Source organism: Pararhizobium sp. O133 (genome assembly GCF_051669845.1).
Taxonomy (GTDB): domain Bacteria; phylum Pseudomonadota; class Alphaproteobacteria; order Rhizobiales; family Rhizobiaceae; genus Pararhizobium.
Genome location: NZ_CP196426.1, coordinates 2433178 through 2456566, shown reverse-complemented (window position 1 = coordinate 2456566; position 23389 = coordinate 2433178). Strand labels below are relative to the sequence as shown.

Sequence of the window (23389 nt, the reverse complement as noted above, 5' to 3'; positions counted from 1 at the left end):
GCAGCCAATATTGCTCCTGAGTGGAACGAGCAGCTGCACTCCCGGATCGACCGGACCTAAATCGATTGATCGGCGCTTGCCTTTGTCCCCGAAGCGCTTGCAATCCCTCTCAAGTGAGATGGAGTTTACACTCTATAAAATGCCATTCAACCGTTTGAACACGACCTGAAACGTTTCCGTTAAAATAATTAATGTCCGAAGTAAGGAATTGTATAGTTCCTGAGATATTTTTGGGCCGCCACGCCGCCAATATCCGGCACAACCACAGTCTGTACCGAAACCCATATAATGAAACTATTTACGCGAATATCCCGACTGATTCCGTTGCCGGAATAGCCCGGATATCGCGACGGCATGCAGATGAGGAAAGCCTAATCCTTCAGGCTTTTCTTGATCGCCCAGCGATCATGATACCAGAGCCACTGGCCCGGATATTCCCGCACCCAGCTTTCCACCTTGTCGTTGAGCAACTGTGCCGTGGCGTTGACGTCAACGGCGCCGTCGGGCTTGCGGGGGATTTCGATCGCCGGTTCCAGCTCCAGACGGAACCGACCGCCGGGCAGACGAATCGAGCGGGCGGGATAGACCTCGCAGTTGAACTGGCGTACCAGCTTGGCGAGGAGCGGATTGGTGCGGACGTCACGGTTGAAGAACTTGGTCGTCAGCCCCTTGCGGAACTTCTGGTCGACCAGAACCCCGACACCGCCGCCGCGTTCCAGCTTGCGGGCAAGCGTGAAGGACGAACCGGCATGCGACGGCACCAGATTGCCCATGCGCTGCTTGCGGAAGTTGAAGACCTTGTCGGCGACATACGGATTGTTCGGCGGACGGAACAGCACGGTCACGTCGAGCCCAAAGGCGTTGCTTGCGACCGGCAACAGCTCGAAATTTCCGGTATGCGCGGTAAAGACGATGAACGGTCGCGGATTGTCGCGCAGTTCAAGGAATAGCGGGATGCCGGAAACCTCAATGCGGCCAGGCTTTGGATCAGTCGGATCGAAATCGAAGATATCGTCGAGGAAAACGTATTCGGCGGCAAGCCGACCGATGCTGCCCCAACTGTCGAGCGCGATCGACAGGATTTCGGCTTCACTCTTTTCAGGAAAGGCATTGCGCAAATTGGTGAGCGTTAGCCTGTGGCGATGTTTCAGCTTCGGCCCGAGCCAGCGGGTGAAGCGTTCGGAAAACTCGATGGCCGCATTGGCCGGAAACAGCTTCAGCGTGCCGAGCAGCAAGAAGACGAATTGCGCAATCGACCACTGGCGGAAATGCTCCACCGCCAGAACCAGTCGTGTGATCAGCATGCGCACGATCGTCAGTCCATTCGCAGGATGATTTTCCCGAACACCTGGCGGGTTTCCATCCGCTCCAGCGCCTTGTCGATCTCGTTAAAGCCGACTTCGGTATCGATGACAGGATAGACGAGACCGCGCGCCATCTTCTGCATGGCATCCGCCATGTTTTCCATACGGCAGCCGAACGAGCCGAGCAGCTTCAACTGCTGCTGGAACAGCATCATCAGGTTCATCTCGGTCGAGACGCCCGAAGTCGAGCCGCAGGTGACCAGACGGCCGCCGCGCTTGAGGACGAACATCGAGGCTGCCCAGGTATCCTTGCCGACATGTTCGAAGACGACGTCGACGCCCTTTTTCTTGGTGAGCTTGCGCGTCACGCCCTCGAAGCGGTCCTTGCGGTAGTTGATGACGTGATCGGCGCCGAGCGCCTTGGCCTTTTCGATCTTGTCGTCCGAGCCGACGGTGGTGATGACCGTGCAGCCGATCTTCTTGGCAAGCTGGATCGCCGCCGAACCGATGCCGGAACCGCCGGCGTGGATCAGGATGGTTTCACCCGGTTCGAGCTTGGCATTGTCGAACAGCATGTGCTCGACGGTGCCGAAGGTCACCGGCGCAACAGCCGCGCCGATCGCGTCAACGCCCGGAGGCGCCGGAACCAGCAGGCGGGCCGGCAGATTGACCTTCTCCTGGGCAAAGCCGTCGAGATGGAAACCATGCACGCCGCCGACATGTTCGCAGAGATTGTCGCGGCCTTCGCGGCACGGACGGCAGAGACCGCAGGTGCGGGCGCCATAGATCGAAACCAGCTGGCCCGGCAGGACATTGGAGACGCCGGGGCCGATCTGGTCGACCACGCCGGAGGCTTCGGCGCCAATAACGAGCGGCATCTTACGCTTGGCAAAGGCCATGCCGCGCCAGCCCCAGACGTCGATATGGTTGAGCGCAACCGCCTTGACGCGCAGCGTCACCTCACCCGGACCCGGTGCATCGGGCTCGGGGAGATCGGTCATTTCCAGCTTACGGTCGTCGACCAGTTGCAAAGCGCGCATGATGTAAGTCCTTGAGCCCGGAGGCGTCTTTCTTCAAAAAGGTATCCGCGTCCGATTAAGCCGGTTCAGCCGCCATGACAAGGCTGGCGTTCTGGCCGCCGAAGCCGAAGGAGTTCGACAGAACGGCATTGACCTGCGCATTCCGCTTCACATTGGGCACGACATCGAGAACGATCGAGGGATCCGGGTTCTGGTAGTTGATCGTTGGTGGCAGCGTGCCGGTCAGGATCGTCTGCAGCGAGAACACGGCTTCCACGGCGCCTGCCGCCGTCAGCGTATGGCCGATCATCGACTTGTTGGAAGACACCGGAATGCGCGACAGCGCTTCGCCGAACACCGACAGCATCGCACCGTACTCCATCTTGTCGTTTTCAGGCGTTGAGGTGCCATGGGCGTTGATATAACCGATGTCACCTTCGCTGAGACCAGCATCGGCAAGTGCCGCGCGAATTGTCGCGATCGCCGGCCCGCCATCCGGCGACGAGCGCGTACGGTGGAAGGAATCGGCCTTCTCGCCGCACCCCTTCAGGATGCCGTACACCTTGGCGCCACGGGCAATCGCCGCTTCCAGCGATTCAAGCACCAGCGTTGCCGCGCCTTCGGCGATGACGAACCCATCGCGATCCTTGGAGAAAGGCTTCGAAGCCTTTTCCGGCGGATCGTTCTGCGTCGACAGCGCCGACAGGAGCGCGAACCGGATCAGCGCCTCGGCACTGACCGAACCATCCGTCGCAACCGTCAGCGCCCGGTCCGTGCGGCCCTGGCGGATCGCCTCGACGCCGAGCTGGATTGCGGTTGCACCCGAGGCACAGGCGGTCGAGAGCGTGACCGGCAGGCCGCGCGTTCCGAACCGGTCCGAGAGGCGCTCGGAGATGGCGCCGAACAAAGATGCTTCGTGGAAATCGGCATCGGCGCGGTCGCGCATGGCAGCGAGAAAACGGTTATAGGCATCGCCCGGCTTTTCCGACGGTTTTGCGCGGTCGGCCAGTTCGAAACGCGCGCTCCATTCCGGCTCGATCGGCGGCGCGGCGAGAAACAACGGGCCGTTGAAATCGCCTGAGAGACCAGCTTGCGCCAGCGCTTCGGCTGTCGTCTCGCGAGCAAAGGCATAGGAGCGCTCGACGGCGTTCTGGACGGGAAGTTCGATGAAATCGACGGTGCCGCTGATCCTGGTCGACAGCCCCTCGGTGGGGAAGCGGGTGATCTTGTGAATGCCGGAAACGCCGGATGTCAGCGCTTTCCAGTTATCCTCGACGCCCTGGCCGAGCGAGGTGATGACACCCATGCCGGTGACGGCGACCAGCGGCCGGCCGAGATGATCCTTATAAGCATTGCTCATGGCTGCCGCTCCTTATTCTTCGGCCGAGAGAACGGCAATACCCTCGCCGCGCGCATGGCCGATCGTCGTGACGATGGCGGTCCTGGCCGGGGTCTTCATCTGTGTTTCAGCCGGGTCGAATGGCGGAACGATGGCGCCAGCACCCAGCGACAGTGCCGCGAAGGCGAGACCAAGCGGAAAATGCGCTTCCAGGCCGTGGCCTGCGAGCCCGCCATAGGCGCGAATGGCGGTCTTCGGGAACTGCGCATCGAGAAAGGCTTTTTCGCGGGTGGCGAGATCATGGAAGCCGGTCGTGCCGGAAAACACGATCGTCGCATCCGGATCGGCACCAGCCGCAGGCTTTGACAGATATTGCAGGCGCTGCTCCAGCCGGTCGCCCTCACGGCTGCCGCGGTCGCCGCCGATCTCCTCGATCGTCGCGTAAATGCGCGCGCCACGGGCCTCGGCGTGTTCGCGCGATTCCAACATCAGAAACGCACCGACGGAACCCAGGATCATGCCGCCGCCATCTTCCGGCTTGCGTGACCAGATCGGGTGATAATCGCCGAGCGCATGGCCCTGGATCGCCTCGATCAACAGGATCATGTCGAGCCGTTCGGCCGAGAACGCGCCGCCGACCAGCGTGTGGGTCGATTGACCGGCCTTGATGCGGGCAAAGGCGGTTTCGATCGCCGAAATACCGGCGCCCTCCTCGCCCATGAAGGTCCGCGACGAACCGGTCACCTTGTGAACGATGGAAATGTTGCCGGCGAGAAGATTGGACAGCTGCGCCAGGAACAGGGTCGGACGCAGTTCGGTCGTCAGCTTTTCATTGAGCAGTTGCTCGCGGTCATTGCGTTTCAGCGCCTCGTCGACGATCAGCGAATCGACATTGATATCGCGTTCGCCACCGCCGGCCGCGACGATCATGTCCATGCTGCCGCAGGCTTCGAGATCGTCCTTGAACCCGGCATCGTCGAGCGCCAGTCCAGCACTGAAGACACCGAGGCGCTGCCAGTTCTCCATCTGCCGCTGGTCGCCGCGCTTCGGGATTTGCTGCGACCAGTCGATTTCCGGCAGCGGATGCACCGGATAGGGCGCGAAACGCTCGGTTTCGACACGCGCGACCGGCGACTGATCTGATGTCAGAAGAGCGGTATGCACGTCCGTGCCGACACCCTGATTGGTGACGATGCCGACACCGGTGATTACAACGTCATTGGCAGCCTTCACCATCGTCATTCCCCCGTGGCAGTCGACAGCGCAATCGCCGCCATCAACCCTACTTCTTCCGCACGTTTCCTGACGATCGGCCCAAGCGGAACCTGATCGAACGGCATGGTGCGCAGTTTTAATTGCGCATCGCAGACCTTCTTGCCCTCGGACGTGATCTTCGCCTTGACGACCGCGAAGCCGGAACCGTCGTGCTCAAGAAAAGCCTCGATATCGAGCACCGTTTCCGGCTCGACGAAGGTGCGCATCTTGGCGCTATCGACGGACATCAGGAACGGCATGGCGGCGAAATCGGTGGCGGCGAGGACGAGAAAACCGCTGGCCTGCGCCATCGTCTCGATCAGAAGCACGCCCGGCACCAGCGGATAGCCGGGAAAATGGCCTTCGAACACAGGGCTCTTGGCGGGAACGACCGAACGCGCTTTCAGCGTCTTGGCGGTGAGATCGACCGCCTCGACCCGATCGATCATCTGGAAATATTCAAGGAGCATCAGGATGAATCCAGCTTGGCCCGGAGCGCGGCGCGAAAGACAGCGCCAGGAATGCTCCGGATTTCAAATCATGCGATCCCGCCCCAACGTGCCCGGTTCAAAACCGGCCAGCGGCGTGATCATGCGACCGTCAAGTAAAAACGCAAATGCCGCCTGTCAAGCGCAGACCACGCGACAGGCGGCATTGATGTCGTGCACGCACGTGTTCCCGCGGGGAAACCGTCAGCCCTTGGCGGCCTTCAGTTCGTCGATCTTGGCGCAGAGATTCTTCAGGACGAAATACTCTTCCGTCGAAACCTTGCCTTCGTTGACTTCCTGGGTCCACTGCTCGAGCGGGATCTTGATGCCGAATTCCTTGTCGATCGCAAAGACGATGTCGAGGAAATCAAGGCTGTCGATGCCGAGATCGTCGATCGTGTGGCTTTCGGGCGTAATCGTCTCGCGATCGATTTCGCTGGTTTCTGCGATGATGTCGGCAACCTTGTCGAATGTAGCTGTCACGCCCATACCTCTTTCGAATACATGTTTTGGCGAACCTATAGGTAAATGCGGCTGAAAAGCCAATGGCCTTGACAGCAAGAGTTGCATTTAGCGGCGGCGGTGTTGCGCAAACGTCAACTGAACCGCGCAGACCGTCTCTCAGAACGCCGTCGCGGTCGGCAAGATCGTCGCTGAGCTCAACGGACGCAGGAATCGATTGTCGAGGCTGGAGTCGCGGCCGGTCTCGGTGATTGGCGCTACTGTCGGTTCAATCACCCGGGTTCAGCGGGTGACGACAATCTTGGTGTTCTTCAGGCCATACTGGCTGGCGAGCGAGAAGAATTCGGCGGCATTGTCCGGATGCAGGCGAATGCAGCCGTGGGACGCCGGCCGGCCGAGGCGCTTCAAGTCAAACGTCGCATGGACGGCGTAGCCGCCGTTGAAGAAGACCGCATAGGGCATCGGCGCGTTGTCATACTTGCGCGAGCGGTGATTGCGCGACAGCCATTTGGCGCTCCAGCTGCCCTGCGGCGTGACATATCCCTTGCGCGCCGTCGACACCTTCCAGCGGTATTTGACGAAGCCGTTCTGCGATACTGTCATGGTTTGAGAAGAAAGGCTTACTTTGGCAATAAGATTGGTGGCAAAGGCAGAAGGGGCGTTAAATTGCATGAACAACAAGGCTAGGAAGGCCACGAAGATTTTACGCATGAAAGTTCTCTCCGAATGTATGCACCTTTTTACTGGTGTTCCAACACGACACAGACCTTACATTCATTGCAATGATAGACGTTTAAGACAAATGGAAAATTCTGCCTTAATGAAAACCGGAGAGTTTTTTCGGCCGCAATAACGGTTTTATATAATACTGACGATTGCCGCTGCAAAAACGGTCAATACAGCGAGCGCCGTGCAAGCGCCGTAGAATATCGAAACGCCCGTCTCGACGTCACCGACAACAGCGACCGCCCGGCCCGATCCATTGATCATCGGTTCGGCCACCAATGCTCCGGCATAGATGCGAGGACCGGCCAATTGAATATCGAGCGCTCCGGCCATCGCCGCTTCCGGCCAACCGGAATTCGGCGAGCGGTGCAGGCCATTGTCCCGAAGCGCGGTGCCCAGCGCGTTGCGGGCGGCATTCAAGCCGCTCTTCAAGGCCGCGCCGGCGGCGATCAACAGGATCGACAGGCGGGCAGCGGGAATATTGGCGAGATCGTCGAGGCGGGCCGAGGCCCAGCCGAAATAGAGATATTTCGGGCTCTTGTGGCCGATCATCGAATCCGCCGTGTTCAGCATCTTGTAGGCCAGCAGGCCCGGCAGGCCGAGTACCGCATACCAGAAGGCCGGCGCTACGACGCCATCGGAAAAATTCTCCGCCAGGCTTTCGATTGCCGCGCGGCAGACCGCCGGTTCATCAAGCGTTTCCGGATCACGCCCGACGATCATCGAGACGGCCTTGCGCCCCCCTTCCAGGCCACCAGTGCGAAGGCCGGTGGCGACACGCGAGACATGGTCGGCAAGGCTCTTCTGCGCCAGGAAAACCGCGACCAGCACGATCTCCAGCAGCCAGCCGACAATGCCAAGCTCCGACAGCAGCCAATGGATCAGCCAACCGCAGACGAGGCTCCAGAGCAAAAGGACCACGATCGTCAGCACGCCGCCGATCCGCAGCACGTCATGTTCGAAACGCTTGCGGTTGAAGGTCCGATCGAACCAGCCGATCATCGTGCCGAACAGCACCACGGGATGCGGCACGCGCTGCCACAGCCATTCGGGATCGCCGACAATGCGGTCGAGGACAAGCGCCGCGATCAGTACGACAAGGATTTCAGTCGACATGGAAGGTCCGTTCAGGCGAGGTCGGCGAGACGCAGGGCGTCCTCCAACCGTGTATCGCCTGCGGCATCGGGCGCAAGCCCAATCCGCAACCATGTCGGCGCATAGCTGAATTTTCGCGTGAGAACATGCGAGTGGCAAAGCTGTTCGTGCAGTTGCTCGGCCCTCGGATGGTCGATCAGCGTGAACAGAACGGTGCCGCCGATGATCGACAAACCCGCTTGACGAAGCACGGTGTCGAGGCCGGCCTTGCGTTCGAGGATAGCGGCCTGCACCGGGGCGGTACCACCCTCCATCAATGCGCGGGATATGACCAGCGCCGGACCGGACACGGACCAGGGGCCTAGCCATTCGGCGAAATTCGACAACACGGCGTCTGTCGCGATGACGAAGCCCAGTCGCAGGCCGGCCAGCCCGAAGAACTTGCCGAAGGAACGGAACACGATGAGATTGTCGTGCCCGGCGGCCACCGGCACGATGCTGAGATCCGGCTGCGCATCGCCGAAGGCCTCGTCAACAAGGAGAAGACCGCCGCTCTTTTCTAGCTGCTTTGCTAATGCTGACAGTTCCGATGGCGGATAGGCGCGGCCGGTCGGGTTATTGGGGTTGACGACAATAGCAAGGCCGTGATCCGGCGTCAGCTGGTCGGGACTGGAAATTGCGTCCACGGCATATCCGGCCAAGGAAAACACGCGGGCATATTCTCCATAGGTCGGCGCGAAGATCGCGATCCGACGTCCGGACGGGACAAGGCGCGGCAAGAGTTGGATGACGGATTGCGTGCCGGGAACCGGCACGGGTTGACCGGAATTACAGCGATAATAGCGCGCCGCAGCCTGCCGCGCCGCATCGACGAGATGCCGATCCGGCAATCGATGCCAAGCGCTGATCGGAATATCCGGCAAGGCGACGGGATTGGGATTGATGCCCGTTGACAGGTCCAGCCAATCCGTTGGATTGCCGCCGAAGAGTGCAGCCGCCTCGGTCACGCCGCCGCCATGCACGATCGGCTTGCTCATGAGGGCTGCGTCCTGTCGATGACATGCATGAACGATCCGGCCACGCGATCGCGTCTCAGGCCCGTCAGCCCGAGCGCCGTGCCGGCAGCATCCGTCGTCTCGAACAGCCGTTCGGCATCGCCTTCGGAAAGGATCGAGGCATAATGAAATTCATGCGCCATCAGCGGACCGTCAAAAAAACTCGTATCGACCGGCTTCACCCGCCGATAGCCCAGATGCCGCTTGCGCTCAGCGAAACTGGTGGTGAGCGGCAGGAAACCGAGCATGGCGTAACGTTTGCCATCCGTCGCGACAAGTCCCTCCCCGAGGGTCATGTAGCCGCCGCATTCGCCAAAGATTCGCGCGCCGCGATCCCTTGCCTCGATCATGCCGACCCGAAAACGGCCAGCTTCGGCGAGTTGTCCGGCATGAAGTTCCGGATAGCCGCCCGGCAGATAGACCGCATCGGCCTCGCCAGCCGGCGCCTCATCGGCCAGCGGCGAGAAAAACGACAGCTCTGCGCCCGTCCGGCGCCATCCGGACAACAGGTGTTCGTAGGTGAAGGCGAAGGCGGTATCGCAGGCAATGGCGATTCTCTGGCCAAGCGGTTTCAAAGGCGCGGCATCCGCCACGGCTTTTCGCGTTGCTTGCGATCGCGCTGCCGCCAGTATCCGGTCGAGGTCGCAGCCCGCCTCGATATGGGTAGCCGCCGCTTCGATGAACAGATCGAGTTCCGCATGTTCGCCCGCCTGGACGAGCCCGAGATGCCGTTCAGGAAGCGTCAGGGCGGCGTTCTGGCGCAGGACGCCAAAGACCGGCATGCCGATCGCCTCCAGTGCAGCGCGCAACATCACCTCGTGCCGGTCGCTGCCAACCTTGTTGAGGATGACGCCGGAGACATGGACATCGTCGCGATGTCCCGCATAGCCGCGCACCAGTGCGGCGACCGACTGCGCCATGCGGCCGCAATCGATCACCAGAACGACGTTCAATCCGAGCAAGGCCGCAAGATCGGCCGGCGAGCCCCGCCTGTCGATCGCCGCGTCGTAAAGACCCATCATCGCTTCGACGATCAGAGCCTCGCCATTATTCGTGGCGGCGGCTGCATTGGCCAACAGCAGGTCGGGCCGCATGCCCCAGGGATCGTAATTCAGGCAGGGCTTGCCGCTGGCCGCAGTGTGAAAGGCCGGGTCGATGTAATCGGGACCGGCCTTGCCCGGCGAGAGCGCCACACCACGGTTGCGCAAGGCCCGCAGCAGACCGAGGGTGACAGTCGTCTTGCCGGAACCGGAGGATGGAGCCGCGATCAACAGACCGCTCATGCCGGATCCTTGAAGGCACGGTTCAACAGTGGATCAGCCTCAAGCGTGCGGCCCTGGAGCGCTCCCAGCCAGTCGAGCGCCGGGCGCAGGCGCACCACCTCGCCGACAACGACGATCGCCGGCGGCTCCAGCCCGGATGCCGTTACATCCGCTTCCGCCCGCTCCAGCGTCGTTTCAAGCACCGTCTGTTCCGGCGTCGCGGCGTTGCAGACGAAAGCGACGGGTTCGTCGGGGGAACGGCCCGCGGAGATCAGGTTCGCGGCAATCTGGCCGATATGTTTCATCGCCATATACATGACGATGACCGGCGACCCCTTGGCGATCCCTTCCCAATGGATGCGATCCGGGACGACGCCGGACGAATCGTGTCCCGTCAGGAACGTCACCGCATGATTGACCTCGCGATGGGTCACCGGAATGCCGGCATAGGCAAGGCCGCCGATGCCGGCGGTGATGCCCGGCACGATGCGGAAGGGTATGCCGTTTTCGACCAGCGTCAACGCCTCCTCCCCGCCGCGACCGAAGACAAAGGGATCGCCGCCTTTCAGGCGAAGCACCCGCTTGCCTTGCCGCGCCAGTTCAACCAACCGCAGCGAAATGTCCCGCTGCTTCGGCGACGGCTTGCCGCCGCGCTTTCCGGCAAATTCCAGCACGGCGCCGGTTTTCACCATCGTCAGGCACTCGGCATTGACCAGGGCATCATGGACGACGATATCGGCCTGTCGCAGCGCGTTGACGGCATGCAGCGTCAACAGGCCGGGATCGCCCGGACCGGCGCCGACCAGCCAGACGGAACCCGGCTCCAGATCCGGCAAGCCTGAAAACAGCTTGTCCATCAGCGAGAGACCCCTGCAATAGCTGGCGACGTCGGTCGAACTCTTGAATCGAAACGCGAAGACCCGGAATCAATCATTGAGGAGACTGCGGCAAAATCCTGATCCGATTCTGAAAAACAGCCGGCGACGGCGGCCGTCGCATGCGCCGACTTCAGCTTCGGAACGACGAGATCACCCGCCTCGCCCGCTGCCACCAGGGCCGCCGCCTCCGCCACGCCGTGGCAGCCGGTAAGCAAGAAGACGAGCTCCGATGGGGTCTTTAAACGGGGTTTCGCGTCTTCCAAAATGGCTGCGGGGAAAACATTCAGGGGCACGACGAAATGCGCGGCGGCCGCGAGCATGGCAGGTTCGGAACGGCGGACATCAAGGGTCGCAACGCAGGTCACGGCGCGGCGGTCGATGCCGGCCAACTGCAGCGCCTGCTCCGCAAGTGCAATGACTTCGTCGCTTGGCGCGCCACGTTCGCAGCCCAATCCGAGTACGAAACCCGACGGAGCCGGTCGATAATCGTTGTCCTGGCTTATCACGAAAAGGACCTCCCACGCGCATATTCAAGATGCGCCGGGGCCTTCGAGCGCCGAGGCGTCGAAGCGGTCTGGACAGCACCGGATAAGGCCCCCTGACTGGGTCGGCCGCACCGGACGCTCTTTCAGCCCACCAAAGCAGGCACCGTCGCACATATAGTCTTTTTACCGAAGCAGGCAGGAGCGGTCAAACCGGATTGCGTCATCCTGCATGCGGGCAACGGCATCGAGGCGATTTCCGGCGCAGGAACCAGCGGCAAGCAGGGAAAGAGACCGATTCTCACCTCGGCCTTTGCATTTCAAGCCAAGCTCTGACAAACAGGCTTTCGATCTTGCCGCTTCAGCCTTACGTCCAGAGTCCCGCCTTGCACGACCTTGCATTCCAATTCCTCGCCCTTCTCTTCCTTGCGGCCTTCCTCGCCGGCTTCATCGATTCCATTGCCGGTGGCGGCGGCATGATCTCCGTGCCGGCCATGCTTCTTGCGGGCATTCCACCGCTGGAAACGCTCGGAACCAACAAGCTCCAGTCGCTGTTCGGCTCAGGCTCGGCGAGCCTGGCCTATGCCCGCAAGGGGCATGTCAACCTTAGGGAACAACTGCCGATGGCTGTCATGTCGGCGCTGGGCGCCGCGCTCGGCGCCGTGCTCGCGACGGTCGTGCCGGGCGACGTGCTGAAAGCCATCCTGCCCTTCATGCTGGTTGCCATCGCATTTTATTTTGCGCTCAAGCCCAGCGTCGGCGATGTCGACCGGGCACAGCGGATCACGCCATTCCTGTTTTCGCTGACGATTGTGCCAATGATCGGCTTCTATGATGGCGTATTCGGTCCCGGCACCGGCTCGTTCTTCATGCTGGCGTTCATCGCGCTCGCCGGCTTCGGTGTCCTGAAGGCAACGGCGCACACCAAATTCCTCAATTTCGGCTCCAATATAGGCGCCTTCATCGTCTTCGTGCTGTACGGCGTGGTGCTTTGGAAAGTCGGTTTCCTGATGGGCGCCGGACAATTCGCTGGCGCCCAAGTGGGCTCGCGCTTCGCCATGAAGAACGGTGCGAAGATCATCAAGCCATTGCTGGTCACCACCTGCATGGTGCTCGCGATCAAGCTGCTCTCAGATCCCGTTCATCCGCTTCGCCTCTGGCTCGGAATCTGAAACGACACCAGGGACGGTCTCAGCGCGCAAGCGCGCCTTGTTGTCCCTGACCGAAGCGCGCTGCCGTGGAGCAGCAGCCGGCCTCAATACTCGACACCAACCTGCGCCTTGATGCCGGAGCGGAACGGATGCTTGATCAGTTCCATCTCGGTGACGAGATCGGCGGCCTCGATCAGTTCTTCCTTGGCGTTGCGGCCGGTCAGCACGACATGCGTCATATGCGGCTTTTCTTCCTTGAGGAAGCGCACGACTTCCGCAACGTCGATATAATCATAACGCAGCGCGATATTGATCTCGTCGAGCAGGACCATGGAATTGCGCTCGTCGCGGATCAGTTCCTTGGCCTTTTCCCAGGCCTTTTCAGCCATGGCGATATCGCGCGACCGATCCTGTGTTTCCCAGGTGAAGCCTTCGCCGAGCGTGTAGAACTGGCAGACATCACCGAAATGCCTTTCGATCAGGTCACGCTCGCCGGTTTCCCAGGCGCCCTTGATGAACTGGACGACTGCGCAAGGCATGCCATGGGCGATATGGCGGAAGATCATGCCGAAGCCGGCCGTCGATTTGCCCTTGCCCTTGCCGGTATTGACGATGATCAGGCCCTTCTGGTCCGTCTTCGTCGCCATGATCTTTTCGCGCGCGGTCTTCTTCTTCGCCATCTTCATGGCATGGCGAGCCTCGTCGTTGACCGGGCCGGTTTCCGTTGCCTGTGTTTCGTCTTCGCTCATTGTATGTCTCCCTGAAATTGCAAATGTTTTCGGTGCCGCGATACCGGTCTATTCCGCCGCCGCCGACAAGCCGTGAAGCTCAAACCGGGCGGAGTTGGAACGCGGCGACCAGAAGCCACGATCGATCGCCTCCATCAGCTTGTCGGTCATTTCGCGCAACGCCGCCGGGTTCTTGTCTTCCATGAACTGGCGCACGCGCTCGTCCAGCACATAGGCCTGATAGACGGCTTCGAAATGATGATCGCGCACCGCGCCGGTCGTGGCGGCGAAGGCGAACATGTAGTCGACGGTCGCCGCCATCTCGAAGGCGCCCTTGTAACCGTGGCGCATGACGCCCTCGATCCATTTCGGATTGACGACGCGGCCGCGCACGATCCGGCCGATCTCCTCCTCGAGCGAGCGGATCACCGGCTTTTCAGGGCGGGAATGATCATTGTGATAGATCGCCGGGCGCGCGCCGGTTGCCTGTTCGACGGCAAGGCTCATGCCGCCCTCGAACTGGTAATAGTCGTCGCTGTCGAGTAGATCGTGTTCGCGGTTGTCCTGGTTCTGGACGACCGCTTCGACCGTCTTCAGCCGTGCCTCCAGCAGGCCGCGCTCTGCCTTGCCGTCCTCGCCGGCGCCATAGGCATAGCTGCCCCAGGTGAGATAGGCTTCGGCGAGATCGGCTCTGTTCTCCCAGCCCTTCTCGTCGATCAGCGCCTGCAGGCCGGCGCCGTAAGCGCCCGGCTTGGCACCGAAGACGCGGTAGGAGGCGCGTCGTTGCGCCTCCTTGGCATCAACACCCGCAGCCACCAGTCGCACAGCCTCCGCCCGCATCCGGGCGGCAATCATGTTGTCGGCATCGTCCTCGTCGAGTGCGCCGACCGCGCGGATCGCCGTGTCGAATAAAGCGATCTGCTCCGGAAACGCATCACGAAAGAAACCGGAAATGCGCAGCGTGACATCGACGCGCGGACGCCCGAGCACGGCGAGCGGCACGATCTCGTATCCGGTCACCCGGTGTGACATCATATCCCAGACCGGCTTGGTGCCGATCAGCGCCATCGCCTGGGCGATATCGTCACCGCCGGTGCGCATGTTCGAGGTGCCCCAGGCGGTCAGTCCGAACGAGGTCGGCCAGTCGCCATGGTCTTGCAGATAGCGCCGGATCAGCAGTTCGGCCGATTTCTTGCCGAGCTCGAAAGCCGCCGGTGTCGGCACCGCGCGGCTATCGACGGAATAGAAGTTGCGACCCGTCGGGAGCACGTCCGGCCGTCCCCGCGTCGGAGCGCCGGAGGGGCCGGGGGCGACGAAGCGGCCATCGAGCCCCGTCATCAGGGCCGCGATTTCGGCCGGGCCGGACTGCACGATCGATGGCTGGAGGCGGGATTCGATTTGGTCGAGCACCGCAAGGGTAGCATTCCAGCCGTCCGGGCATGGCGTTTCGCCGGAGACCAGCTTGCCGGCGAGCAGTTCGATGCGTTCGACCGTATCGCCCGCTGTGCGCCAGGGGGCGTCGGTGACGTCGGACAAGATCGCGGGCTTCGGGCCGGTCCATGGGTCGGAGGGGGTGCAGTCGAGCGGATCGAAGGTGAAAGTCCCCTCCCCACCCCCTCCCCACAGGGGGGAGGGACTAACTCGCGGCGAACTCCCACTTGAAGCACTGTCCCCGGAATTGGCAGCGCGTTCGGAAGTCTGATTCGTCCCATCTGCAGCAGCCGCTGCGTCAAGCCCCTCCCCCTTGTGGGGAGGGGTTGGGGAGGGGTTTTCCCACTGAAAAGCATCCGCCGCAATCGCCCGCTGCAGGCTCTGGTCGCCGCCTTCACCGTGTCCGCGCGGAACACGCGCGAGGGCCACCGTCAGGTCCGTCAACAGGCGGCCTTCCGGCGCCACCCCGAACACATGCAGGCCGTCGCGGATTTGCAGTTCCTTGAGGTCACAGAGATAGGCGTCGAGCTTTTCCAGCGCCTTCTCCTCGCCGTCGGTTCCGGCGATGCCGGCATCGTGGTCGAGGCCGATGTCTCGGACGAGGTCGAGGATCTGCTTGCTCAGCAGCCGCAATCGCCGAGGATCACCGCCAGCAGCGTCGTAATATTCATCGACCAGCGCTTCGAGATCCTTGAGCGGACCGTAGGATTCGGCGCGCGTCAGCGGCGGCGTCAGGTGATCGATGATGACGGCGCTGGTCCGGCGCTTGGCCTGTGTCCCCTCGCCCGGATCATTGACGATGAAGGGATAGAGATGCGGCATGGGGCCGAAGATGGCTTCCGGATAGCAGGTCTGCGACAAGGCCAGCGACTTGCCCGGCAGCCATTCGAGATTGCCATGCTTGCCCATGTGGATGATCGCATGCGCGCCGAACTCCTGGCGCAGAAAGGCGTAGAAGGCGAGATAACCGTGCGGCGGCACGAGATCCGGGGAGTGATAGGTTTCCTTCGGATCGATATTGTAGCCGCGCGCCGGCTGGATGCCGACCAGCGTCTCGCCGAAGCGGGTCAAGGGTAGCGCGAAACGGCCATCGCGGAAGAATGGATCGCTTTCCGGCTCGCCCCAGCGCGCGGCAACCTGATTCTGAATCTGAACAGGAAGAGACGACAGGAAGTCTTTGTATCGACTCAAGGAAAGGGTCTCTCGCAGCTCGCAATCAGTGCGCGCCGAATTGGTCGGGCCCTGCATCAGATAGGTGATCAGCGCATCGCCGTCCGGGGGAACACCGTCTACCGGATATCCAGCCGCCGCCATCGCGTTCATCACCTCGACGGTGCCGGCAGGCGTGTCGAGACCGACGCCGTTGCCGAGCCGTCCGTCGCGGTTCGGATAGTTGGCCATGACGATCGCGACGCGGCGGTCACGTGGCGCTGTCCCGCGCAATCGCGCCCAGTTGGCTGCCAGTTTCGCGGTGAATGCGGCGCGGTCCGGCAGCGGTTCGTGGCCGACGATATTGGCCTCGACGGCGGTATCATAGATCGCGGCAGCCTTGAAGGACACGGCACGTGACAGGATGCGCCCATCGACCTCCGGCAGTGCGACGTTCATCGCCAGATCGCGCGCCATCAGGCCTTGCGGCGAGGCTTCCCAGGCGGCTCGCGACGATCCGGAGAAGATCACCTGCAGCACTGGCGCATCGGTGATTTCCAGTACGGTCGGCTGGCGATCGGCGCCGGGCGCCGAGACTGCAAAGCTCGTCGCATTCATCACGACGGCGGGCGGCACGTCGCCGAAAATCGCTTCGAGTGTGCCGATCGACACGGCATCCTTGAGGCTGGAAACGAAGACCGGCAGAACCGCCATGCCCTCGGATTGCAATGCCTCGATGAGGGCTTCGACCGGTTTGGTTTCGCCGCTCTGTACAAGGGCTCGGTAGAAGCAGACAGCGACGGTAGGGGGTTCGAGGCCCTCCGGGCCCACCACTGTGCCGGCGCTCGAAAGCTTCCGCCAAACATCCACTCCGATCACACCCTGCCCCGGCCACCAGATACCCGCCTTCATCAGGGGGGCCGCCTGTTCCGGCTTTTCCGAGCCATCGACCAGCGCCTCGCCATAGGCCAGCAGACGAACCATATTGTCGGCCCCGCCCTCGGTGAAATAGGCCCACATGTGGTTGCGGTCCTCGGCGGAAACGGTCGAGAATGGCTCAAGGCCCGGATCGGGCTTGTCGTAGCCCGGCAGTACGGCGATCTGGAACTTGTGTATCACGGCCGCCGCATGCAGCGCTTCCAACACATACTGGAAATAACTGGCACCACCGAGCGCGCGCACGATAATGAGTTTGGCGTGGCGGGCGGTGCGCTCGACATAGGTATCGACCGACATCGGATGCTTCAGCGTCAGCAGGCTCGCCACGCGCAGGCTCTTGCCACCCCGCGTCCGATGCGCTGACGCGATCGACGACAGTTCGGTATCGGCGGCGGACAGGAACAGGATATCGGCCGGTGACTGACCGAGGTCGATCGCCTCCTCGCCATCCGTGATCGTGCCCTTCTGGGCTAGGAGGAGATGCATGTTACCCCCCGTGCGCGGGAAGAAGTCCCCTCCCCAACCCCTCCCCACAAGGGGGCGGGGCTAACCTGCCGTGCTCTCGCGACACGCAAGTTCCCCTCGGTCAAGAAGCATGTCCGGATCGCGGACTCGCTCAAGAGCGGCAAACGCAGGTCAAGCCCCTCCCCCTTGTGGGGAGGGGTTGGGGAGGGGAAATTCACAAGCACGATCGAAAGACCTCAAACCGCCGCGGCAATCGCCGCCCGTACCGCCGCTTCGTCCATGTCATGCAGGCCGATGACGACGAGGCGGGTGCGGCGGGCTTCGCCGGCGGCCCAGGCACGGTCGAAATACTGGTCGATGCGGCTGCCGACGCCCTGGATCAACAGGCGCATCGGTTTGCCGGGAACGTCGGCAAAACCCTTGAGGCGCAGCACGTCGTGTTCGGCGATGATCGGCTTCAATTTTTCGATGAAGGCGGCGGGATCGGCGATGGCGCCGAGTTCGACGACGAAACTGTCGAATTCGTCATGGTCATGCTCCTCGCCTGCCTCATGTTCCATCTCGTGATGGGATTTGCGGTTTGCGATGTCGCTTTCGGTTCCGACGCCGAGACCGAGCAGCACGGCTGCGGAGACTTCGCCGTTCCTGGCTTCGATCATCGCCGGCTTGCGGCTGGTGCGCGAAGAGACTTCGTTGCGCACGAAGGCAAGGCCGGTCGAATCCAGAAGGTCGGTCTTGTTGAGGATGATGAGGTCGGCGGCTGTCAACTGGTCCTCGAAAAGCTCCTCGATCGGGCTTTCATGGTCGAGATTGTCGTCTTCGACGCGCAGCGCATCGACCTTGTCGTGATCGTCGGCGAAACGGCCGGCGGCGACAGCGGCGCTATCGACGACCGTGATGACGCCATCGACGGTGACCTCACTGCGGATATCAGGCCAGTTGAAGGCGGCGATCAGCGGCTGCGGCAAAGCGAGGCCCGAGGTTTCGATGACGATGTGGTCCGGGCGGTTGTCGCGCTCCAAAAGCTTCGTCATGGTCGGGATGAAGTCGTCGGCGACGGTGCAGCAGATGCAGCCATTGGTCAGTTCGATGATATCGTCCTCGGTGCAGGCGTCCGCGCCGCAGCCCTTCAAGACATCACCATCGACGCCGAGATCGCCGAACTCGTTGATGATCAGCGCGATGCGGCGGCCTTCGGCGTTCTGCAGGATGTTGCGGATCATCGTCGTCTTGCCAGCTCCGAGAAAGCCGGTGATGACCGTTGCCGGGATCTTGCCGTGAGCGGACTTTGCGGTGGTCATGGATCAACCCTTCATTTTCAGCGGCAATCCGGCCGCGATAAAATAGACTTCAGCGGATTTCTCCGCAACGATCTGGTGCAGCCGGCCGGCATGGTCGCGAAAATCGCGCGCCATCCGGTTTTCCGGCACGATACCCAGCCCGACCTCGTTCGAAACGAACACCAGCCGGGCCTTCGCCTGCGGCAGGTGAGCCGCAAGCCTTGTAAATTCCTTCACCATGTCGCGGTCTTCCATCATCAGATTGGTCACCCACAGAGTGAGGCAATCGATGAGAACGATCCGCTCCGGCGCGTCGATCGCCGACAGGCAGGCGACGAGATCGAGCGGTTCCTCATGGGTCCGCCAGTCCGGCCCGCGCCTGTCGCGATGCTCGTTAATTCTTGCCTGCATCTCGCCATCCCAGGCCCTCCCGGTCGCGACGTAATGCATGGCGAGACCCGACGTGACGACGAGTTTTTCGGCAAAGGTCGACTTTCCGGAGCGGGCGCCGCCGAGGACCAGGACGGGTCCTGACTCTGTCGATGTCATCGGACGATCCCGGCCTCAGGCTGAAGCGCGATGCACGAACATGACGGACGGTCGCGCCTTGGCAGGCCCGGATATAGGATATGCGCCGTTCGTGGAACGGATCGATGAAGCCATGACAACCTCCGTGCTGGCATCGGGAGTCTCCCTCCCTGGTTCGGGCACGATACCCTTGTGGCTGGCAGGTCTCCTGGCTCACGGCGCCACGTGCCCAAAGGCACGAACGGGTTCGCCTCGCCTTCCCGGAGTTTTGACGCCGGATTGCGTGACCGCAATCGGCTGGCATTGCGAAGAGGTGGACGATTCGTAGAAATGAGAGGCGTCCGGCCCCGGCTGATCGCAATGACACTCCAGTGGCTTTTCCGGTTGGACCTTGTCTCCCGCGGCCGCCCGATGCGGCCCGTCCGGAAGTCCGGTTTTCCCGAATGGCGAACCCTGACCGTTCTACAGTCGCGGGGTCGGCTGCGATAAGGATGCCCGGCTTGGGTCCATCCCGTCACATTCCCATTTACTCCCGACATACAACGGCATGCCGGGAACCATCCAATGATCGATGATTAGGCGCTTGGCTGGAGCCTGTCAATCGGAGCCCCCTGCCGGGACATGGTCGAAAATGGCCCTATGCGACAATGCGTCGGACGGGATATCCCCGATCATCATGACATCAATCCGTCGAGCCATTTCGGGTCGAGAACGGCCTCCAGTTCCGCCGCGACATCATCCAACGCCTGATCAACGGACTGCCGATAGTTGAGACCGCCGTCCTCTATGCCGAAACTCCTGAGCAGCGCCGCGCGGTAGGCGTCGCTGGTGAAGAGCCCGTGCAGATAGGTGCCGCTGACCGTGCCGTCGGCGGACACCGCGCCGTCCGCACGGCCGTCGATGATCACGGCCGGGCGGGCGCAATCGGCGCCGGTCGTGCGGCCGAGATGGATTTCGTAGCCTTCGAGTGCAACGTCATAGACCGTCGAGCGAGCGCTGCTGTTGCGCACGGTCTTTTCCGGCGCCATGACCGTCTCGACGGACAGCAGTCCCAGTCCCTCGATCTCGCGCACGTTCCCTTCGATACCGTTGGGATCGGTGATGCGCTCGCCGAGCATCTGGTAGCCGCCGCAAATGCCGATGACGCGGCCACCCCGGCGCGCATGCGCCTGCAGGTCGCGATCCCAGCCTTGTGCGCGGAAATCGGCGAGATCGGCGATCGTCGCCTTCGAGCCTGGAATGACCACCAGCCCGGTATCCGCCGGAATGCGGTCGCCCGGACGCACGAAGACGAGATCGACTTCCGGCTCGGCGGCGAGCGGATCGAGATCGTCGAAATTGGCGATGCGCGACAGGACCGGGACCGCGACCTTCAAGGCCTTGCCACCGCCGCGCGCCAGCTTCTCCAGAACCACGGAATCCTCGGCCGGCAGGCGACCGGCACTTTTCAGCCAGGGAACGACGCCGAAACAGGGCCAGCCGGTAAAACCGCCGACCGCGGCGATGCCGTCATCGAAAAGCGACACGTCGCCGCGGAACTTGTTGATGATGTAGCCGCTGATCATTGCCCGATCCTCGGCAGGCAGGATCGTATGCGTGCCGACCAGCGAAGCGATGACGCCGCCCCGGTCGATATCGCCAACCAGCACGACCGGCACGCCGGCGCGAGTGGCAAAGCCCATATTGGCGATATCGCCGCCCCTGAGGTTGATTTCGGCCGGCGATCCCGCGCCTTCGACCACCACGAGATCGGTTCCGGCCCGGATCGTCTCGAAGCTTTCCATCACCGCGCCCATGAGCTTCGGTTTCAGCGCCTGATAGTCGCGCCCCCTCGCCTGTCCGGCCACCTTGCCCTGGACGATGATCTGGCTGCCCGTCTCCGATTGCGGCTTGAGCAGCACCGGGTTCATGTGCACCGAGGACGGGATGCGCGCCGCCATCGATTGCAGCCATTGGGCACGGCCGATCTCGCCGCCGTCATCCGAGACGGCGGCATTGTTCGACATGTTCTGCGGCTTGAACGGCGCGACCTTCAGGCCGCGATTGGATGCGACACGGCAGAGGCCCGCGACGAGTACTGTTTTTCCGACATCGGAGCCGGTTCCCTGAAGCATGATCGTCTTTGTCATGACGCCCGTGTAACATCGCGCCTCGCACAGGAAAAGCCATATTTCGCCGCATTCTCGCCCTATTTGAGACACTGCGTTCACGCACTTTTTCGCACTGCGGCAAGGTTTGTATGCCCTTGATGCCACACTATCCGAAAAGCGACATGGCGTGACAAAAACACTGGTTGCTTTGCGCCAAAGGAGGCGTATATCAGCGCTATCAAACAAGGAGCGAAGGGTCGCTCCACCCGCAAGGTCAAAGTCCGATGTTGTTCATCTTCAGCAAGCCCAATTTCGTCCAGATCGCATGGAACTCGGTTGTTCCGGCAAACCAGTCCCGTGAACGCAACGTCGTGATGTCGGCGCCTTTCGGCCCGCTCGGCTTCGTCCGCACGCGCAGCGTCGGCTGATACATCTCCCAGCAGACTTTCAAACCGCGCCCCGCAAGTGGCGCGGTTTTTTTTGCGTCATGATGGGCCAACGGCATGAGTTACCCCGTCAAACGCGAAAACCGCACCAATCCATTCAAGGACTGTGCGGCTTGCCACAATAGACGCATGGCCACCCCGGCAAACACCCGGAGATCGCTCCAGCCCGGGACGCAAAACCTGATCCGGGCTGGCGACAGGATGCCCTGCCGCAGCAACACAATTAGCCCGGGAGGAGTTACCGGATGGTTAGTGAGACCTTAACCAAAGGTGAATTCGTCTTTTTTTTCACTTTTTTTCATCGCGGCGAAAAAAGCTCCCTACGGCGCATACGGAACAGAATCTGTCTACGACAAAACGGGCCTTCCGGCACCTTTGTGAACCATCCCTAAAATGAGGCCGCCAAGCGGTCGTTTTGCACGAAGTCATCAGCCGCCTCATTAAAATTCAACAGCTTGCGCGTGCGTTTTTGCACCGTTCGGAACACTGTGTACTCCGTTGGAACATTCCAGAGGTTGATTTATCCGGCGGAACACTTACGCTACCTTCAACGGTAAAAAGAGGGATGGCCAGCATCGACTTGTCTGGCCAGACAAAAAAATCTGACGCCGTCGCAGCGGGGATGAAAGAATGGCCTTGCCTCCAAGACCCCCCGGCCTGCTTCGACCTGAACAATCGGGTTCCCAGGGGTGCAGTGTCCTGGCCGACCCCAAAGATTTATGGCTGCATTGAGACTGGGAGGTCTTAAACATGAAGAAGCTCCTCGCTTCCACAATCATCGCCGCTGGCATCTACGCAATCGCCGGCTCGGCTTCGGCCGCCGAATGCGGCGAAGTCAGCATCGCAGAAATGAACTGGGCATCCGCCGGCGTCGCAGCTCAGGTTGACAAGTTCATCCTCGAGAACGGTTATGGCTGCACCGCCACCCTGGTAACCGGCGACACCATGCCGACCTTCACCTCGATGAACGAAAAGGGCCAGCCGGACATGGCCCCGGAAATGTGGGTCAACGCCGTTCGCACGCCGCTCGACGCCGCCATCAAGGAAGGTCGCCTGATCGAAGCTGCCAAGATCCTCAACGAGGGTGGCGTCGAAGGCTGGTGGATTCCGAAGTTCCTCGCCGACGCTCACCCGGACATCAAGACGGTCCAGGACGCGCTTAAGCATCCTGAACTGTTCCCGGCTCCGGAAGATCCGTCTAAGGCCGCCGTCATCAACTGCCCGTCGGGCTGGAACTGCCAGGTTTCGACTGCCAACCTTTACAAGGCCCTGAAGGCCGAAGACGCAGGCTTCACGCTTGTCGATACCGGCTCGGCTGCCGGCCTCGATGGGTCGATCTCCAACGCCTTCAGCGCACAGAAGGGCTGGCTCGGCTACTACTGGGCACCGACCGCTATCCTCGGCAAGTACGAGATGACCCGCCTGTCGTTCGGCGTCGAGCACAACAAGGCCGACTGGGACGCCTGCACGGCCGTTCCGGATTGCGCGGACCCGAAGGTCAACTCCTACCCGACTTCGGACGTCTTCACGGTCGTCACCAAGGCATTCTCCGAAAAGGCAGGCGTTGCCATGGACTATGTCAAGGCACGCAACTGGGACAACGGTACGGTCAATAAGGTTTTGGCCTGGATGGATGAAAACCAGGGCACCAACGAAGATGCCGCCAAGTACTTCCTGGAAACCTTCCCGGATATGTGGACGAAGTGGGTTGCCCCGGACGTCGCCGAGAAGGTCAAGGCCGCTCTCTGAGCCTTCATGACGGAGCAGCGGTCCGCAAGGCCCGCTGCTTTTTTGCCTCTGGATATAAGTGCAATGCGC

General features: G+C 61.8%; 20 protein-coding genes and 1 riboswitch. Of the genes, 2 read left to right on the top strand and 18 right to left on the bottom strand.

Annotated elements, in window-relative coordinates; genetic code table 11:
* Nucleotides 1-371 precede the first annotated feature (371 nt).
* The 12 genes from ACST81_RS11750 to ACST81_RS11695 form a co-directional block, all read right to left on the bottom strand.
* Nucleotides 372-1304 (bottom strand): lipid A biosynthesis lauroyl acyltransferase, encoded by a 933-nt coding sequence (locus ACST81_RS11750; protein WP_438753526.1) that lies wholly within the window; start codon nt 1302-1304, stop codon nt 372-374.
* Between the two features lie 11 nt (nt 1305-1315).
* Nucleotides 1316-2344 (bottom strand): zinc-binding dehydrogenase, encoded by a 1029-nt coding sequence (locus ACST81_RS11745; protein WP_438747817.1) that lies wholly within the window; start codon nt 2342-2344, stop codon nt 1316-1318.
* Nucleotides 2345-2399: 55 nt separating this feature from the next.
* Entirely contained in the window at nt 2400-3683 is a 1284-nt protein-coding gene (locus ACST81_RS11740; protein WP_438747815.1) for a beta-ketoacyl-ACP synthase, read from the bottom strand.
* Between the two features lie 12 nt (nt 3684-3695).
* Nucleotides 3696-4898: a beta-ketoacyl-ACP synthase gene (locus tag ACST81_RS11735; RefSeq protein WP_438747813.1), complete on the bottom strand. Its 1203-nt coding sequence runs from the start codon at nt 4896-4898 to the stop codon at nt 3696-3698.
* A 2-nt stretch (nt 4899-4900) separates the two neighbouring features.
* The gene (locus ACST81_RS11730) at nt 4901-5386 is read right to left on the bottom strand and encodes a 3-hydroxyacyl-ACP dehydratase FabZ family protein (RefSeq protein ID WP_438747812.1); all 486 of its coding nucleotides are present in this window, start codon (nt 5384-5386) and stop codon (nt 4901-4903) included.
* Between the two features lie 222 nt (nt 5387-5608).
* Entirely contained in the window at nt 5609-5893 is a 285-nt protein-coding gene (locus ACST81_RS11725) for an acyl carrier protein (RefSeq protein WP_092662234.1), read from the bottom strand.
* A 255-nt stretch (nt 5894-6148) separates the two neighbouring features.
* Nucleotides 6149-6577, bottom strand: coding sequence for a L,D-transpeptidase (locus ACST81_RS11720; RefSeq protein ID WP_438747810.1), 429 nt, complete (start codon nt 6575-6577; stop codon nt 6149-6151).
* A gap of 147 nt (nt 6578-6724) precedes the next feature.
* The gene (gene cbiB / locus ACST81_RS11715; protein WP_438747808.1) at nt 6725-7708 is read right to left on the bottom strand and encodes an adenosylcobinamide-phosphate synthase CbiB; all 984 of its coding nucleotides are present in this window, start codon (nt 7706-7708) and stop codon (nt 6725-6727) included.
* An 11-nt stretch (nt 7709-7719) separates the two neighbouring features.
* Entirely contained in the window at nt 7720-8724 is a 1005-nt protein-coding gene (cobD, locus tag ACST81_RS11710) for a threonine-phosphate decarboxylase CobD (protein ID WP_438747806.1), read from the bottom strand.
* The gene (locus ACST81_RS11705; protein WP_438747805.1) at nt 8721-10025 is read right to left on the bottom strand and encodes a cobyrinate a,c-diamide synthase; all 1305 of its coding nucleotides are present in this window, start codon (nt 10023-10025) and stop codon (nt 8721-8723) included. Before ACST81_RS11705 ends, cobD begins: the two co-directional genes overlap by 4 nt.
* Entirely contained in the window at nt 10022-10861 is an 840-nt protein-coding gene (gene cobA / locus ACST81_RS11700; protein ID WP_438747804.1) for a uroporphyrinogen-III C-methyltransferase, read from the bottom strand. The genes ACST81_RS11705 and cobA overlap by 4 nt, the downstream gene beginning before the upstream one ends.
* Nucleotides 10861-11388, bottom strand: coding sequence for a cobalamin biosynthesis protein (locus ACST81_RS11695; RefSeq protein ID WP_438747802.1), 528 nt, complete (start codon nt 11386-11388; stop codon nt 10861-10863). The genes cobA and ACST81_RS11695 overlap by 1 nt, the downstream gene beginning before the upstream one ends.
* Nucleotides 11389-11750: 362 nt before the next feature.
* On the opposite strand from ACST81_RS11695, the gene ACST81_RS11690 reads away from it, so the two are divergent.
* Nucleotides 11751-12536, top strand: a complete 786-nt coding sequence (locus tag ACST81_RS11690; RefSeq protein ID WP_438747801.1) for a TSUP family transporter — start codon at nt 11751-11753, stop codon at nt 12534-12536.
* A gap of 83 nt (nt 12537-12619) precedes the next feature.
* On the opposite strand, the gene cobO is transcribed toward ACST81_RS11690, so the two are convergent.
* The 6 genes from cobO to ACST81_RS11660 all read right to left on the bottom strand — a co-directional run bounded on the left by cobO (nt 12620) and on the right by ACST81_RS11660 (nt 21630).
* The gene (cobO, locus tag ACST81_RS11685; protein ID WP_438747799.1) at nt 12620-13264 is read right to left on the bottom strand and encodes a cob(I)yrinic acid a,c-diamide adenosyltransferase; all 645 of its coding nucleotides are present in this window, start codon (nt 13262-13264) and stop codon (nt 12620-12622) included.
* A gap of 48 nt (nt 13265-13312) precedes the next feature.
* Nucleotides 13313-17248, bottom strand: a complete 3936-nt coding sequence (cobN, locus tag ACST81_RS11680) for a cobaltochelatase subunit CobN (protein ID WP_438747798.1) — start codon at nt 17246-17248, stop codon at nt 13313-13315.
* 215 nt (nt 17249-17463) lie between these two features.
* Entirely contained in the window at nt 17464-18528 is a 1065-nt protein-coding gene (gene cobW, locus ACST81_RS11675; RefSeq protein ID WP_438747796.1) for a cobalamin biosynthesis protein CobW, read from the bottom strand.
* 3 nt (nt 18529-18531) lie between these two features.
* Nucleotides 18532-19056 carry a bifunctional adenosylcobinamide kinase/adenosylcobinamide-phosphate guanylyltransferase gene (gene cobU, locus ACST81_RS11670; protein ID WP_438747795.1) on the bottom strand — a complete coding sequence of 175 codons (525 nt, stop codon included), beginning with the start codon at nt 19054-19056 and terminating at the stop codon, nt 18532-18534.
* A gap of 160 nt (nt 19057-19216) precedes the next feature.
* Nucleotides 19217-19612, bottom strand: a riboswitch (cobalamin riboswitch).
* A gap of 97 nt (nt 19613-19709) precedes the next feature.
* Nucleotides 19710-21164: a cobyric acid synthase gene (locus ACST81_RS11665; RefSeq protein ID WP_438747794.1), complete on the bottom strand. Its 1455-nt coding sequence runs from the start codon at nt 21162-21164 to the stop codon at nt 19710-19712.
* Between the two features lie 235 nt (nt 21165-21399).
* A complete protein-coding gene (locus ACST81_RS11660; protein WP_438753791.1) occupies nt 21400-21630 on the bottom strand; it encodes a hypothetical protein in 231 nt (76 codons plus the stop codon).
* Between the two features lie 691 nt (nt 21631-22321).
* Between ACST81_RS11660 and ACST81_RS11655 the strand changes: the two genes are divergently transcribed.
* On the top strand, nt 22322-23320 hold the full coding sequence (locus tag ACST81_RS11655; RefSeq protein ID WP_438747792.1) for a glycine betaine ABC transporter substrate-binding protein: 999 nt from the start codon (nt 22322-22324) through the stop codon (nt 23318-23320).
* Nucleotides 23321-23389 lie beyond the last annotated feature (69 nt).

What these genes read in the sequence shown, in the direction of transcription:
- ACST81_RS11705 (WP_438747805.1), bottom strand. Translation starts at nt 10,025, where the DNA reads ATGAGCGGTCTGTTGATCGCGGCTCCATCCTCCGGTTCCGGCAAGACG.
- ACST81_RS11725 (WP_092662234.1), bottom strand. Translation starts at nt 5,893, where the DNA reads ATGGGCGTGACAGCTACATTCGACAAGGTTGCCGACATCATCGCAGAA.
- cobN (WP_438747798.1), bottom strand. Translation starts at nt 17,248, where the DNA reads ATGCATCTCCTCCTAGCCCAGAAGGGCACGATCACGGATGGCGAGGAG.
- ACST81_RS11720 (WP_438747810.1), bottom strand. Translation starts at nt 6,577, where the DNA reads ATGCGTAAAATCTTCGTGGCCTTCCTAGCCTTGTTGTTCATGCAATTT.
- ACST81_RS11745 (WP_438747817.1), bottom strand. Translation starts at nt 2,344, where the DNA reads ATGCGCGCTTTGCAACTGGTCGACGACCGTAAGCTGGAAATGACCGAT.
- ACST81_RS11660 (WP_438753791.1), bottom strand. Translation starts at nt 21,630, where the DNA reads ATGCCGTTGGCCCATCATGACGCAAAAAAAACCGCGCCACTTGCGGGG.
- ACST81_RS11740 (WP_438747815.1), bottom strand. Translation starts at nt 3,683, where the DNA reads ATGAGCAATGCTTATAAGGATCATCTCGGCCGGCCGCTGGTCGCCGTC.
- ACST81_RS11735 (WP_438747813.1), bottom strand. Translation starts at nt 4,898, where the DNA reads ATGGTGAAGGCTGCCAATGACGTTGTAATCACCGGTGTCGGCATCGTC.
- ACST81_RS11665 (WP_438747794.1), bottom strand. Translation starts at nt 21,164, where the DNA reads ATGACAAAGACGATCATGCTTCAGGGAACCGGCTCCGATGTCGGAAAA.
- cobU (WP_438747795.1), bottom strand. Translation starts at nt 19,056, where the DNA reads ATGACATCGACAGAGTCAGGACCCGTCCTGGTCCTCGGCGGCGCCCGC.
- cbiB (WP_438747808.1), bottom strand. Translation starts at nt 7,708, where the DNA reads ATGTCGACTGAAATCCTTGTCGTACTGATCGCGGCGCTTGTCCTCGAC.
- ACST81_RS11655 (WP_438747792.1), top strand. Translation starts at nt 22,322, where the DNA reads ATGAAGAAGCTCCTCGCTTCCACAATCATCGCCGCTGGCATCTACGCA.
- ACST81_RS11730 (WP_438747812.1), bottom strand. Translation starts at nt 5,386, where the DNA reads ATGCTCCTTGAATATTTCCAGATGATCGATCGGGTCGAGGCGGTCGAT.
- cobO (WP_438747799.1), bottom strand. Translation starts at nt 13,264, where the DNA reads ATGAGCGAAGACGAAACACAGGCAACGGAAACCGGCCCGGTCAACGAC.
- ACST81_RS11750 (WP_438753526.1), bottom strand. Translation starts at nt 1,304, where the DNA reads ATGCTGATCACACGACTGGTTCTGGCGGTGGAGCATTTCCGCCAGTGG.
- cobA (WP_438747804.1), bottom strand. Translation starts at nt 10,861, where the DNA reads ATGGACAAGCTGTTTTCAGGCTTGCCGGATCTGGAGCCGGGTTCCGTC.
- cobD (WP_438747806.1), bottom strand. Translation starts at nt 8,724, where the DNA reads ATGAGCAAGCCGATCGTGCATGGCGGCGGCGTGACCGAGGCGGCTGCA.
- cobW (WP_438747796.1), bottom strand. Translation starts at nt 18,528, where the DNA reads ATGACCACCGCAAAGTCCGCTCACGGCAAGATCCCGGCAACGGTCATC.